Source organism: Aquimarina sp. 433, assembly GCF_054054605.1.
On the sequence record NZ_JBSWZK010000001.1, the window covers coordinates 54666 to 68971 of the forward strand.

The following is a 14306-nucleotide window of genomic DNA, read 5'->3' on the forward strand; positions in this document are numbered from 1 at the left end:
AAATGTATAAAAGGAGAACTTTGATTTCAGTAACAAAAGTTACAATCCAAAAACAACTAAGCACAGCTTGCTTTAATATTGTATTTGAAACTCTTTAAAAGAAAGTACTGGTGCCTCCTCTTTATTCACATTGGTAACTTTTGCAAATTGCGGACCATCCGCACACCATGCCAACAACTGTGATAACTGATCTTCATCTCCTTCGGCTTCAATATACACATCTCCATTAGGTAAATTTTTTACAATTCCTTTTATTCCTAATCCTTGCGCTTTTTCCAAAGTGCTTTTGCGATACCAAACTCCTTGTACTTTACCTGTTACAATAATATTATAATGCTTAATCATATCACTACTAGTATTATGTATAAGATTTGACTATTGAAATAATATTTTGCTTTTGCAATACTCCAGATTGTCTCCAAAGTTGCTTACCATCTTTAAAGAGTAGCATTGTTGGAACTCCTCTTACCTGATATTTTGCTGCTAAAGTTTGATTTTTGTCCACATCTATTTTTACAATTTTAATAGAATCTCCTAATTCCTCCTTTACTTCCTTTAATATAGGAGCTAACATTTTACATGGACCACACCAATCTGCATAAAAGTCAATCAGGACCGGAGTAGTTGAATCTATTATATTACTAAAATTATCTTTCATCTGTTTATAATTTTATTGTTTTTTTATGGTCAGATGGAACCGCCATCTAATCATATCTGCAGGTATCATCTTATTGTTATGGCTTATTTCATATATAGTCATTATTACAGAGGAAAAGTAGCTCTTTTTTCATATAAATCTCTAATTTATTTCTAAAAAACGTCTGAAAACACCTGTATTTTGGTTAAAAAATGTTAAAATAGTACCTTTTTATACATAGTACTGTAACGAAATTGAAGTTTTGTTGTCTAGTAAGTATATAACAATTCAAAACAATATCAATTATGAGAACTTTAGACAGCAATCAAATCACAAACAAATTAAAAAGTACAAAAGGAAACATCTGGAACGCTAAAAGACGCTACAGATAAAAAATCAAACTAATTATTCATCAATCAAAAAAAATCAACATCATGAGAACTTTAGACAACAATCAAATTTCGAACAAATTAAAAAGTACAAAAGGAAATATCTGGAATGCTAAAAGACGCTACAGATAATCAATCAAACCAATTATTCATCAATCAAAAAAAATCAACATCATGAGAACTTTAGACAACAATCAAATTTCAAACAAATTAAAAAGTACAAAAGGAAATATCTGGAATGCTAAAAGACGCTACAGATAAACAATCAAAACAATTATTCATCAATCAAAAAAATCAACATCATGAGAACTTTAGACAACAATCAAATTTCGAACAAATTAAAAAGTACAAAAGGAAATATCTGGAATGCTAAAAGACGCTACAGATAATCAATCAAACCAATTATTCATCAATCAAAAAAAATCAACATCATGAGAACTTTAGACAGCAATCAAATTTCGAACAAATTAAAAAGTACAAAAGGAAACATCTGGAATGCCAAAAGGCGTTATAGGTAATTATAAAATCAATTATCAATCAAAAATCTAATCATCATGAGAACATTACAAAACATAAGGAATCGATCACGAAATAGTGCTAGTCCACAATACAATCGATTCGTAAATTATATAACACAATTTTACGATTATGAAGGAAATATTATTACCGGAAATAAGCGATATACGTATCAAACAGAATGATCATTTAAAGGGCTGAATCTTAAAAATTAATTTAAAATTCAGCCCTTCTCTTTCATAGCAACGACTTTAATATTTTCTTCTTATCAATTACTCTAAATTAATGTGGTAATTTATCTCTTAACAATCCGTACAAAAATGTCCCTAATATTGATGCTATTATTACAATGACAATAGGCAAATAACCAGCTCCAGCCAGAACAAATAAAGGACCTGGGCAAGCTCCAGCTAAAGCCCAACCCAAGCCAAAAATTATTCCTCCTAATAGATATCTATAAAATCCTCTTTCTTTTGGAACCATGTTGATTTTATTTCCAGAGAAGGATGTTATATTTCCTTTTTTCGCGAATTGGATAAAAACGCTACCAATGACAACAGCAGAACCAATAATTCCATACATATGGAAAGATCCAAACTGGAACATTTCATAAATTCGAAACCACGAGGCTGCTTCTGATTTAAAAAGAACAATCCCAAATAAAATTCCGACACCTAAATAAATTACTGTTCTCATCCCTAAAATATTAATGGAAATATAAAATGAACCATTAGCAAACCTCCTATAAAAAATCCTATAACGGCTATTAAAGAAGGTAACTGCAAATCGCTTAATCCCGAAATCGCATGACCAGAGGTACATCCTCCAGCGTACCTAGCTCCAAAACCTACTAATAAACCACCTACTACAAGTATTAGTAACATTATTGGATCATTGAATACATTATCAGCATATAATTTATCTGGTGCGTAAGCATTACCAACATCACTAAAACCCATTTCTTTTAAGTCTTCTGTAATTGCATTAGACGCTATATGGACTGTTGGATCTTCAGAAAGTAAATTTCCTCCAATAAAACCTCCTAATACCATTCCCAAAGCAACAACTAGATTCCATCGCTGCGCTTTCCAATTAAATCTAAAAAAACTCGTTGTCTTTCCAGCTCCACAAATAGCGCAGAGTGTTCGAAGGTTAGATGACATTCCCATTTTTTTATCAAGCATTAGCAATAAAATCATCACTAGTGCAATTAATGGTCCTGCAACATACCATGGCCAAGGTTGTTGTATCCAATTCATGCAATTTTATTTTCTCTACAAACTACTGGATTTAAAAAAGGAAAGTCAGTAACTATTGTTACATTACATTATTTTTTAGCTAAAAATGTGGGTATTTTCGGCAAAAATCTCCCTGTATTCTTTTGATAATCTGCATATTCAGAAAAAAAGATGGCTAATTTCTTTTCTTCATACTTTGCTTTAAAATGAAAAAGTATGTAGATACTAAAAGATATTATTACTTTAAACGAAGAACACGTATATAATGCGTAGCCAAATACCACACATAATATTCCTGTATAAATTGGATGTCTAATAAATTTATAAAGCCCTGTTCGAATAAGTTTTGCATCTGTTCTGGGCGAAGGAAAAGGAGATAAACTGTCTCGAAGCTGAAACAAGGCATATGCAATAATAACCATCCCAATACCAAGTAATAAAAGTCCTAATATATATAATAAAGATGCACAATCGAAATTGATCACTTTAGGGTTTAAGAGATAGCATATAAATAATATCCCTTGAATAATAACATATACAAAATCCTTATAATCCAGTTTCATGAGTGCGGTTTTGAGTATTTTTAATACAATTAACTTACACTAAATTCTATATAAAAACTAATACTTCTGCATAAAAAGAAATCTGACTCCTCAGTGAAAAGTCAGATTTCATAAATTAATAATCAGAACGTTAAGCTTAGTTCTTCACCTTACAAGTATTAAGTCCAACGATTGAATATAACGGACAAATACTTACAAAGCCAGTCACTAAAAGTATTCCACCAAATGCTAATAAAACATAGGCTAATGTACCTCGAATAATCCCAAAATAATATAGTAATGCAATTGCTATTACAACTATAAATCTTATGATCCTATCTGTATTTCCCATATTCTTTTTCATAGTATTATATTTTAATGAGCGTTTAGAAGTTCTATTAGAAGTGTAACTATTGTAATAATGCTTATACACAAAACACAAACTATCAAAAGTTTTACTCCCTTGTGTAACTTCATGTATTCTCGAGTTATGATTATATTTCTATTTTTTTATCCATATTTACATTACAAACTTAGAGAAGCAGAAACACAAAAGCTGTGACAATTGTTACAACACAAACTATTTTATAATGGCTGTCCAAAAATTACAAACCACCTTAGGAAATATTGATATCTACTTATTGGATCAAATACTTAAAGAACGATATCATAAAACCGATAAGATATTAGATGCAGGATGTGGAAGCGGAAGAAACTTGCATTGGTTTTATAATAATGAATACAATTTATACGCCGTAGATAAAGAAATAGAATCGATTGATTATATAAGAAGTGTGTATCCAAAATGGAGTAAAAAAATGGATGTTTGCGCTTTAGAACAACTAAAGTTTAAAAATGATTACTTCGATCATATTATTTGCAGTGCAGTTCTTCATTTTGCACATGATCTAACACAATTCGAGGCTATGTTCTCTGAGCTTATAAGAGTACTGAAACCTTTTGGAACACTATTTATTCGTATGACTTCCGATATTGGAATAGAAGATAAAATAACTCCCATAAACGATGGAGTCTACCTTTTAGGCGATGAATCTTATCGTTTTTTACTAACTAGGGAAATATTGTCAAATCTTATGAAAAAACACTCATTGTCTTTCTTAGAACCACTAAAGTCTACAAATGTACACGACCTTCGATCTATGACCACATTGGTTTTACAAAAAGATCCTTCTTAATTAAGTGTAATCGACTATTTCTATTGCTCCTTGTTTTAGATGAATAAAACCTTCTTGTTCTAATTTTTTGAGTAATCTGGATATTACTTCTCTTGAGGATCCTAAATCATAAGCAATTTGTTGATGCGTAGTATGTAATATTCTACGTTCTTTTAATTTCGCTTCTTTCTTTAAGTATTCTAGTAATCGTTTATCTTTTTTGGAAAAAGTGAGTATTTCAATCACTTGTAATAGTTCTTCAAACTTTAAATTAAACAGGTCATAGATAAATTCATTCCATTTCGGATACTTCTTTGCTATTGCAAGTGCTTGTTCTGCAGGAATGATTACTACTTCGGAATCCTCTTCGATGACTGCTTTTACCTGGCTAGTTTGGTTTTTGACTAATGTCGTAACAGACATCACACAGCTTTCTCCCGGTTTAATATAGTACAATAAAACTTCATTACCTTCTTCTGGTTCTTCCTTAAACACTTTAGCTAAACCAGAAATAAGTAATGGGATCACTTTTATGTATGATCCTTGTTTTAAGATAACAGTACCAGCTTCGAATCTATGAATCTGACTGATTTCAACAAGCTCTTTTTTTAATTCTGGCATTGTGGCCAGTCTCGGAAAATACCTATCTATAGCTTCTGAAATCAATCTGTTGGTTTTTTACTAAGGTAAGAATTCCTTCACTATCAAGCTAAGATTATCTTTTTGTGTTTTCGGTCCAAGCCTTATACCCTCCTTTAAAATCATAAACTTTTTCAAAACCCAAAGTAATCAATAATTTAGCCGCCCGGTGACTTCGCCAGCCAGAATAACAATAGATATAAACCGGCTCGTTCTTATTTAAGTTTTCAAATTTAGATGCGAAATTTTCTTTATCCGAAAAACTAATATTTACAGCATCATCTATAAAACCCTCTTGATACTCTTGGGGAGTACGGATATCTATAAACTGTACATTTTTTCCTAGCACTTCTTTTTGTATTACAGATATATCTATAACCACAACTTTTTCAGAGTGTATAGGATTAGAATCTTCTCCTGTATTGCTTGCATTTTGTTGTGCACAAGATGTAGAAACATACAATAGCAATAGAAAACTTAATATTCTTATCATAATCGTTATTAAAACTTCTTGAACCGTATTTGGCTAAAATAGGGATCTCTTCATTAGTATCAAGTAACAAAAGTTACACGATTTAAGCCTCTAAAATTTCAATACTATTTCGATTCAATTTGATAATACCTTCTTTTTCCATTTTTTTTAATAGTCTGGAAATGACAACACGAGAAGAATGAAGATCATAAGCAATCTGTTGATGCGTAGTACTTATAAGAGGATCATTACTAATCTTAGTTTTATCTTTTAGATACTTGAGTAATCGTTCATCCATTTTTAAAAATGCAATACTATCAATCGTTTCAATAGCTTCCATTAATCTCTTATGATAGCTCTCGAACACAAAATTCCTCCAGGACTTATACTTCGTTGTCCATTCTTCCATTTTTTCTACTGGGATCATCACCAACTTGGAGTCCATTTCGGCAATTGCTTTAATTTCGCTCCTGTGATGTCCAATGCAACAAGATAATGTCATTGCGCAAGTATCTCCTTTTTCTAAAAAATATAAAAGTAACTCATCTCCATCTTGATCTTCTCTCAAAATTTTAATAGCTCCATGAATGATTAACGGCATTGATTTGATATAGCTCCCAGATCGTATCAGTTCTGTGCCCTCATGAACTTCTTTGGCTATAGCTACCTTATTGATTTCTTCTAACAGCTCCTTTTCGAAAAGGTGCGAATAACTATTATTTAATTCCTCAATCACAATGATTAAAATAATTTTTGATTCTCAAAATAACGATCTAGTTGCTTTTTAGCTTCTTCATATCCGATTTCAAAAACCTGATCTAAATTACTTGTATTGAATACTCCATGATTACTTATTTTCTTTGGATGTATAATAATATCACATTTTGTCAACTTTGCTTCCGAATTAGGCATTGCACGTAAGTAATAGGCTCTTTGCATGACATTATGCGCATGCTTAAAATCCGTAATCTTTGGTTTTCTAATTGGAGAAACATCAATACCTATGATCATATCACATATATCCATAATAGGTGCTATCGGAAAATTATCCAAAATCCCTCCATCAGAATACAGATGTCCATCTATCATAACGGGAGAAAAAACACCTGGAAAAGCTGCCGATGCAAGTATTGGCTTTATCAATTCTCCAGTACTAAATACGCTTACCCGTCCTTCTACCAAATCTGTAGCTGTTACAAAAAGTTTCTTTTCTAAACTTTCGAATGTATTATCTACAAAATGATTTATAAGGTCATCATAATATTTCTCTGAATCCAAAAAACCAGGTTTTCTTCTTGTGAATCTATTGAGTTTAAAAACCGGTGTTTTGTTAAAAAAGTCTTTGATCCCAGGAACTGAATTTCCTGCAGCATACAATGCTCCTACTATTGCTCCTGCACTAGTTCCAGAAACAAAATTAGGAAATATACCAGCCTCTTCAATTGCTTTAATCGCACCTATGTGTGCTAAACCTCTGAAACCTCCTCCAGACAAAACCAAACCTATATTACTTGGAACTTTCATTTTACTTTTCTTGCAAAATATTGTTAGGATTCTAATTTAAAGTATTCCTGAAATACTACCTATTTATTTAGATAAATTTAAAGATACTATCCAGCGTATTTTAAGTATTATCCATCCGTCTTTCTAAAACAAAACAAAACTAGTTAATAAACAAACGTTAATCTTGTTTAATAATTTTTATAAAAAGTTAAACATTTTTTATCTTTATAAGAAAAATATGGAATTAATAGAGAAAGCATTGGAATTTGAAGGTAGAAAGATGAGTAATATGACTACCAGTGATAGAGTAAAAGCCTCTAGAGAAGCAAAGACATTGATTTTGGCAATCAACGAAATTTATAAAAAAACAAAGGATGCTAAATTGATGGATATTATGAAGCTGTTAACCGTAAAGAAAAAGAAAATTGAAAAACGCCTGAAAGGTGTTCCAACAGTATAAACCATTACTAATTACCAGCATAAGGAATAATCACAAATGTTATTAGAAACTACCTATAAAAATAAAAAAAATAAGGAGCTCATTAATGATCTGGTTGGAAAACCCTTTTCTATATTACAATCAATCAAAATGGGCGGCATTGGATCTAAACGAATGATCATAGAAGAAGTTAGCCCTAACTTGAGAAAGATCCTTAATTCAGTTTCTGATCTCAATTACGGCAATATCGAATTACGTCCGTATGGAATTTTGATCGCTATTACCAAAGGGTTACAAAATTACACTTGGGTTATTCCTTATTATCAATTTTATCTTTACAAAACTAACGGTATTAGCATACACGCACAGGGCAAATTTGTCCATTTCAGAAACAATCGTACACACAAGGAAAATGCGTTATTTTTTAAAAAGATGATCCGTTTAAAAACCGAATATGATCAGCAATATCCACATGTAGATTCTTTATAGATATTTTCTGAAATAGAATATTCTTGTATTTACGTATCTAAGAATCTTATGTAATGACCAAAGAGGGATTATGCTTCTTTTTCTTTTTATATTTTCTACCATACCATAACAACACTCCACTTACTGGTAAAGAGGCACAAAGTAAACTAGACAAAAACGCAATGATTTTACCTGCTAGTCCACCAATTGCCCCAATATGAATGTCATAATTCATACGAATTACCTTATCAGCAAAACTGGCATTTTTATATTTTCCATAAATACTTGGCGTTTCCATTTCTTTAAGCGTATACTGATCAAAGAATAGATAATCCATATTGTAATACAATCCTTTGGAATTACTTACCTCAACCAAAACAGAAGTGGTGTCATTTTCTGGATAGTGCAATTCAAAACTATGAGCATCTTCGTATTTTTTTTTCAAGATAGGAATCAATTGATCATAAGGGTAGCTAGATGCTATGGTTGATGCTATGACTTGCTCACTTTCTGGGATCACAAACCTTGGATCATTAGAACCTCCCGAAGCCTTATAAGCAATGAAATAAAACCAATTAAATGCCATGACACATCCAGTAAATGCCAGTATCAATCCAAAGGAGGATACATAAAAGCCTACAACGGTATGTAGATCAAAATTCTTACGCTTCCATCTAGTATTTTTATTCCAATCAAATCGTAATCTTTGTCGCCAATTTTTCTTGTTTCTTGGCCACCAAAGGATAAGTCCGCTGATAATAATAACTAGAAATAGTAAAACGGAATAGGATACTACTCTAGAGCCGATCGCATCTGGTAACCATAATCGTAAGTGACCTTTTAGGACAAAGCCAAAAAAACCTGCATCATTATCTACTCTTTTGATAAACGCTCCTGAATAAGGATTCAGATACACACTCTGATAAAATACTTCTGGTTCTGATTCGTAAAACACCACCTCTATTGCTTCATCTGGTTGGCCGTATACAACTCCATGAATAGTTCTATTCGGTATAATTTTTTCAGCTATCTTCTTGATCTCAGATGCTACCAAAAAATCTTGATCCTGAACGTTTACATATTTATAATCGTCATAAAAGCTTTCTATTTCTTCTTTAAAAACCCATAAACAACCGGTAATAGAAACAACAAAAAGCACCAGACCTGTTGTTAGTCCAAGTATTTTATGGATTTGTAATATTCTCTTTCTCCTGTTATTTTTCTTTTTATTAGTCATTTATAGATGAATGAAATCATACTGGATAGCTAAAAAACGATAACTAGTTATTGGGGTTTTTAAAAAGGTTTGCAAACAAAACATAGTTACCTTCAAAGACAATCTATCGAAACCTAAAAACACTATTATTCGGATAGTTGTCTTAACATTAATGCACATACATTTCTTAGTACCCAGTACGAATCACAGTTGAGTTAATTAGTTACTTATTTTAAATATTCCTTTAAGTCCAAGACCTAAAACTTTTGCTCCTTGCGTAGCGGTAGCCGTTTCTGGATCCACGATATATACATACGTCTCTGTATCGGTAGAGCTACTGATATACGCTTTTCCATCTTCTACAAACATTGGAGAAGTATAACGATGACCATGTGTTGGTACTCCAGCTACATCAGTAACCGTCTGATTTACCAAATCAATAACTACCATTTTGAAAACATCTTTCTTAAAAAATGCTCCCCATTCTCCGGCTCCATTGGTATCATCTAGAATAATTCTTGCAATTGCTTTTCCGTTACCTACATAGTCCATCCAGAATATCTTTCCTCCATTAACAGCTTCTTCTACATTGAAGAAATAATCCGAATCGAATTCTGTTTCTCCATTTTTAATTCTTAAAATACCAGAAGGTTTTGAAGCTGCTGTAAAACCAGCACTCAATGCAGAAGTTGAAAAAGAATAGATATCTCCATTTTCTGTTTGCTCGATTCCTGTACTATGACCATTAACACCGATTGGGCTCGTTCTATCATCCTCGATTATCTTTTCTAATTCGAATGCTGGATAGCTATATACCGCCACATAAGCACGATCCACATCTGGAGTAATAAATGATCCATCTGCTAACCATTTATGATATGAAACAAATAACTTCCCATCTCTAAGCACCATTCCTGTAACCCAAGGAATAGATCCTGGATTTGTTGCAGTTCCATCACCCATATCAATATCTATTGGATGCTCTTTTATTTCTTCTAAAAGTCCTGTCTCTGCATTTACGATGTGAAAACGCTTATCTGAAAGCCCACCATAGGTAAGTTCTACAGCAATTAACGTATTATCATCTATGGCAGCATAATTATCTAGTGTTGACTGAAAAGCAAAATTTGCTTTTTCTACCAAATCTCCATTTTCATCTAGCTGATATGCGATACATTTATCATCATCAGAATATCCTGCTGTAAAAACAGTATTACCAGCTCCATGAAAAAATCTCCATCCTCTTAAAGGGATTCCTTGTCCTTCTACAGAAATTTCTCCAGTAGTTAAAGACTCTAAAGAAGGTAATTCCAAAATATAATCTACAGGACTCGCATCACCTACAGGAAATGCTTCAAATCCCACTACATATTTTGATACAGCTACTGGATCCGGATCTGGATCAGTAATCGTACCTCCATTATCATCACTACTACAAGAAGTAGCAATCATAGCAATTGCTACGACTAGCATTGCACTTTGTATCCATTTTATTGTTTTCATTGTATATGATTTTGATGTTTAAAAATTATTTTAGTTTGATATATAGTATCGTAGTTTCACGTAGAAAGCTCTTCCAGGTTGCTGAATCTCGAAATTGTCGTAGATCTTAGCATCTGTGATGTTTCTTGTCAGTACCGATAGGTTATACCTGCCATCTTTGAAAGAATATCCCAACTCTAAATTATGTGACAGTTGCTCCGGAATAATATCTCTATCCTCTGGATTCCCTTCTACAAAAGAAGTAAGTGGGTATTCATGCACGTAGTATGTATTCCATGAGATATTGAATTGATCTTTTGTAGCAAATACGTTTTTGAATCTACCTCCTATTCGAGCATTGCCGAATAGATAAGGGATATTGGCGATACGTTGATTTTTTAAAAAATCAACACCTGCATTTTCTCCCGCGTTTTGATCAATAATGTTTTGGTAAGTAGCGTTGAGATCTAAAAAGAAAAAATTATTATACAGCATTCTAATTTCTCCTTCAATTCCCGTACTTCTGGCATCAGCAGTATTATAATATCTCGAGAAGATACCTTCAGATCTTATGGCAATAAAATTTTTAGCATCTCTAAAAAAGATATTACTATCCAACTGGAGCTTGAGTTTATTAATTTCTGTATTAAAAAGAGCACCTAGATTGACATTGTAACTTTCTTCTGGTAATAATGTAGGGTTAGACTTTAATAAAAATCCATCTCCAAAAACTTCATATCCTTCAGGAATTCTAAATGTTCGTTCAAAAGAACCTTTGATCTGAAAATCAGGTACAATCTTAAAAGTCGTTGCTAAACCGTATCCTAACTCTTCAAACGTATTTTCAAATTTGGCAAAGCGTTCTTCCTCAGTACTGGCAAAAAGATCCTCTACAATTCCTTCTGAATTCAGGAGATATCCTTTAGAAAAAATGGCTGTTTTCCATCTATTTTCTAGTAAATTGAAATCATAAGAAAGCCCTACAATATTTTTATTTACAATGTGAGGATCTTGAAATGCTATTCTTCCTGTTCGTGCTTCGTCCTCTCCTTTACGTCTTATATAATTCTTGGTGTAATTAAGACTTACGGAATGATTATCACTTAAATTATAACTAGCTAAAGCATTTATCAAATGAAGATTATCTTTAAACTCGAATAAGGTTTTACTAGCTTCAAATTCTCCTAAAGTTTGATCACCGCGTTCAATAAAATTTCCAAACCAATCGTACTTTCTTGATGAAGTATCTACCACTTTCTCTCTATTTCTAGTAATGGATCCGTAGATTTTTAACCTCAACCTATCTTTAAGAAGATTGTTTTTTTCATACTCAATAGATCCAGAAACAATATCATTTTCTGAGAACACCTCTCCAAATGGGTTTTGTGGATCTATAGGATGTTGTATTTCATTTTCATTAGCTGAAGCAGTAAATCCCAAGATCAATCGATCTGCAAATGATTTTTCTAACATTCCGGTCTTAACCGTAATCATCTGAGAATTATAGGCATCATGAAATCGTTCTACGTCATCACGTCTAATTCCTGTATCATTACCTAATTCGTCTCTTACTTCGATATCATCAATCGTATAATTATTATCAGAATGGTTATAAAAAGATGATAGCTGAAACATCCATCCTTTTTTACTGTAATGTTGCGCATTAATTGTTGCTCGATGCGTGTTGAAAGAACCAACATCATACGATACATCAAGAAAATCCTTTCTTCTTCTATTGGTTATAATATTTACAGCACCACCTAAGGCGTCAGCTCCTAAATGAATAGGAACAACACCTTTATAAATTTCTGCTCTTTCTATCAGAGTGGCAGAAAAATTATTTAATGATAAAGAACTTCCGAAATTTTCAATGGGAATTCCATCTATAAAGAATTTTACCTGTTTTCCTGACAAACCATTTAATGAAAAATCAAAAGCTGAACCTAAACCACCACGTTGTCGCACATTAACACCAGGGATCGTATTTAAAATCGAATTGATATCCGCGCTAGTGTTTTTAAGCTCCTTAATTTCAATCACTTCTACTTCAAAAGCCTTTTCTTTTGCTTTCTGACCCGCAGTTTTAGACTTAACAATGACATCGTTAAGCTCTTCTATGTTTTCCTTTAGAACAATACGAATAAATCTTTCTTCATTAGCATCAACTCTTACCTCTAATAAGTTTGTTTCAAAACCAATAAAACTAGTCTGTAAAGTATAATAACCCTCTGGAATCGACAGATTAAATTTCCCATCAAAATTAGTGGTAGTACCAATATTATTTAACTCCAAAACACGTATAGAAGCTTCGGGTATTGGTTGGGATTTTTCATCTATGACCACTCCCTTAAGTAATGCTTGACTTTGACAACAAAGTGTAACCAAAAGCATTAAAAAGACATTAATTTTTCTTTTTAAAATAACCACTGACTGTAACGATTTTTTATCTATTTTAGCGACCCAAATAATAACTATTTATAATTAGTCTAAATAAATTTAGAATGCAAAATTAGGATCTAAGGGAAGAGAAAAATGACGCATTATGGATAAAAAAAGACGTAAAAATAATTTGACTTATAAAGAGATGGACAATGCTCAAAAAACGAATACTTTATATACTGTTTCTGAGCTTATAAACACCTATGATCGCTGCGGAATTAGCTCTAAAAAATTTCAGTTTTTAAAGGACTATGGTGTTGGGTATTTTCTAAAACATAAATTTGAAGGATTATCTATCACAATTTTTGATGTTTTATTTGAAAAGGACTTGCACATCGAAGGTGCTACTTCAAGCGATTTTTTAGAAATGTCTTTTTTGATTGAAGGAGAACAAATCATCAAAATCGACGGTATATCAAAAGATCTAATCTATGAAAGTCAAGAATGTTATCTATTGTATTTAGAACATATAAAAGGAAGTGTTTCCTATCACAAAAGGAAACGATTGAAAGAAGTTAAAGTAAGAATGAGCAAAGAGTTTATCAAAAGACATCGATTAGATGAAGAATACAATATTCTGGAAACACACTCTTTATTAAAACTAAAAGAGAATTTTTTAAAACCATTATGCTCCAAAACCCAGAACATTCTTACCGAAATTTTAATAGACAAACGAAACGGATTATTAAAGCGATTATTCCTTGAATCCAAAGTACTCGAACTTGTTGCCTTAAAACTGGAAGATACTTCTAAGAAACCTAAAACTAATCACATTACTGCTACTGATCATATTGTTAAAAAGCTTTATAATATTCAGCATTTGATCAGCTCCGATCTGTCTAAGCAATACTCTATTCATGACTTATCTAGACGAGTGGGTATTAATGATTTCATCCTTAAAAAGGAATTTAAAGAGCTGTTTGGCAAAACAATCTTTGAATATGCTACGGAATTAAGAATGAATAGGGCTCGACAATTACTACTTCATAGCAAAAAACCGATCTACGAGATTTCAGAATTAGTAGGGTATAAAAACTCTACTCATTTTACCGCTGCTTTCAAAAAAATAGAAGGCATGACCCCTAAAAAATATAGAACAAAATTATCTTCTGAAAATAATTTATCTTAACTATTATTCTATCCTTACACTT

At 32.0% G+C, this 14306-nt stretch carries 18 protein-coding genes; 5 read left to right on the top strand and 13 right to left on the bottom strand.

Annotated features, from left to right (window positions below):
- Positions 1–72 precede the first annotated feature (72 nt).
- Both ACWNT5_RS00250 and trxA read right to left on the bottom strand, forming a co-directional pair.
- On the bottom strand, positions 73–345 hold the full coding sequence (locus ACWNT5_RS00250; protein ID WP_456516264.1) for an acylphosphatase: 273 nt from the start codon (positions 343–345) through the stop codon (positions 73–75).
- A gap of 13 nt (positions 346–358) precedes the next feature.
- The gene (gene trxA / locus ACWNT5_RS00255) at positions 359–658 is read right to left on the bottom strand and encodes a thioredoxin (RefSeq protein WP_299602809.1); all 300 of its coding nucleotides are present in this window, start codon (positions 656–658) and stop codon (positions 359–361) included.
- A gap of 922 nt (positions 659–1580) precedes the next feature.
- Between trxA and ACWNT5_RS00260 the strand changes: the two genes are divergently transcribed.
- A complete protein-coding gene (locus ACWNT5_RS00260; RefSeq protein ID WP_456516265.1) occupies positions 1581–1727 on the top strand; it encodes a hypothetical protein in 147 nt (48 codons plus the stop codon).
- A gap of 97 nt (positions 1728–1824) precedes the next feature.
- On the opposite strand, the gene ACWNT5_RS00265 is transcribed toward ACWNT5_RS00260, so the two are convergent.
- From ACWNT5_RS00265 to ACWNT5_RS00280, 4 genes are all read right to left on the bottom strand, one after another.
- Positions 1825–2238 carry a DUF6691 family protein gene (locus tag ACWNT5_RS00265; protein ID WP_456516266.1) on the bottom strand — a complete coding sequence of 138 codons (414 nt, stop codon included), beginning with the start codon at positions 2236–2238 and terminating at the stop codon, positions 1825–1827.
- Between the two features lie 2 nt (positions 2239–2240).
- Positions 2241–2801: a YeeE/YedE family protein gene (locus ACWNT5_RS00270; RefSeq protein WP_456516267.1), complete on the bottom strand. Its 561-nt coding sequence runs from the start codon at positions 2799–2801 to the stop codon at positions 2241–2243.
- Between the two features lie 68 nt (positions 2802–2869).
- Positions 2870–3343: a methyltransferase family protein gene (locus ACWNT5_RS00275; RefSeq protein WP_299602817.1), complete on the bottom strand. Its 474-nt coding sequence runs from the start codon at positions 3341–3343 to the stop codon at positions 2870–2872.
- A gap of 136 nt (positions 3344–3479) precedes the next feature.
- A complete protein-coding gene (locus ACWNT5_RS00280) occupies positions 3480–3686 on the bottom strand; it encodes a YgaP family membrane protein (protein ID WP_456516268.1) in 207 nt (68 codons plus the stop codon).
- A gap of 226 nt (positions 3687–3912) precedes the next feature.
- Here ACWNT5_RS00280 and ACWNT5_RS00285 point away from each other — a divergent pair, with 226 nt between their 5' ends.
- Positions 3913–4518 carry a class I SAM-dependent methyltransferase gene (locus ACWNT5_RS00285; RefSeq protein WP_456516269.1) on the top strand — a complete coding sequence of 202 codons (606 nt, stop codon included), beginning with the start codon at positions 3913–3915 and terminating at the stop codon, positions 4516–4518.
- Here the strand turns inward: ACWNT5_RS00285 and ACWNT5_RS00290 are convergent, their stop codons facing one another.
- The 4 genes from ACWNT5_RS00290 to ACWNT5_RS00305 form a co-directional block, all read right to left on the bottom strand.
- Complete coding sequence (locus tag ACWNT5_RS00290; protein WP_456516270.1) at positions 4519–5163, bottom strand: Crp/Fnr family transcriptional regulator; 645 nt, start codon at positions 5161–5163, stop codon at positions 4519–4521. It lies immediately after the preceding gene.
- Positions 5164–5212: 49 nt separating this feature from the next.
- Positions 5213–5629 (bottom strand): rhodanese-like domain-containing protein, encoded by a 417-nt coding sequence (locus ACWNT5_RS00295; RefSeq protein WP_456516271.1) that lies wholly within the window; start codon positions 5627–5629, stop codon positions 5213–5215.
- An 82-nt stretch (positions 5630–5711) separates the two neighbouring features.
- Positions 5712–6344 carry a Crp/Fnr family transcriptional regulator gene (locus tag ACWNT5_RS00300; protein ID WP_343911892.1) on the bottom strand — a complete coding sequence of 211 codons (633 nt, stop codon included), beginning with the start codon at positions 6342–6344 and terminating at the stop codon, positions 5712–5714.
- A 5-nt stretch (positions 6345–6349) separates the two neighbouring features.
- Complete coding sequence (locus ACWNT5_RS00305; protein ID WP_299602825.1) at positions 6350–7132, bottom strand: patatin-like phospholipase family protein; 783 nt, start codon at positions 7130–7132, stop codon at positions 6350–6352.
- Between the two features lie 217 nt (positions 7133–7349).
- Between ACWNT5_RS00305 and ACWNT5_RS00310 the strand changes: the two genes are divergently transcribed.
- Complete coding sequence (locus tag ACWNT5_RS00310; RefSeq protein WP_299602827.1) at positions 7350–7571, top strand: hypothetical protein; 222 nt, start codon at positions 7350–7352, stop codon at positions 7569–7571.
- Positions 7572–7607: 36 nt separating this feature from the next.
- Positions 7608–8039 (top strand): hypothetical protein, encoded by a 432-nt coding sequence (locus ACWNT5_RS00315; protein WP_299602829.1) that lies wholly within the window; start codon positions 7608–7610, stop codon positions 8037–8039.
- A 46-nt stretch (positions 8040–8085) separates the two neighbouring features.
- Here the strand turns inward: ACWNT5_RS00315 and ACWNT5_RS00320 are convergent, their stop codons facing one another.
- From ACWNT5_RS00320 to ACWNT5_RS00330, 3 genes are all read right to left on the bottom strand, one after another.
- A complete protein-coding gene (locus ACWNT5_RS00320; protein WP_299602831.1) occupies positions 8086–9255 on the bottom strand; it encodes a PepSY-associated TM helix domain-containing protein in 1170 nt (389 codons plus the stop codon).
- Positions 9256–9453: 198 nt separating this feature from the next.
- Complete coding sequence (locus ACWNT5_RS00325; RefSeq protein WP_299602833.1) at positions 9454–10737, bottom strand: DUF4374 domain-containing protein; 1284 nt, start codon at positions 10735–10737, stop codon at positions 9454–9456.
- A gap of 30 nt (positions 10738–10767) precedes the next feature.
- Complete coding sequence (locus ACWNT5_RS00330) at positions 10768–13107, bottom strand: TonB-dependent receptor (protein ID WP_456516272.1); 2340 nt, start codon at positions 13105–13107, stop codon at positions 10768–10770.
- A gap of 151 nt (positions 13108–13258) precedes the next feature.
- On the opposite strand from ACWNT5_RS00330, the gene ACWNT5_RS00335 reads away from it, so the two are divergent.
- A complete protein-coding gene (locus ACWNT5_RS00335; protein WP_456516273.1) occupies positions 13259–14284 on the top strand; it encodes a helix-turn-helix transcriptional regulator in 1026 nt (341 codons plus the stop codon).
- The last annotated feature ends 22 nt before the right edge of the window (positions 14285–14306 follow it).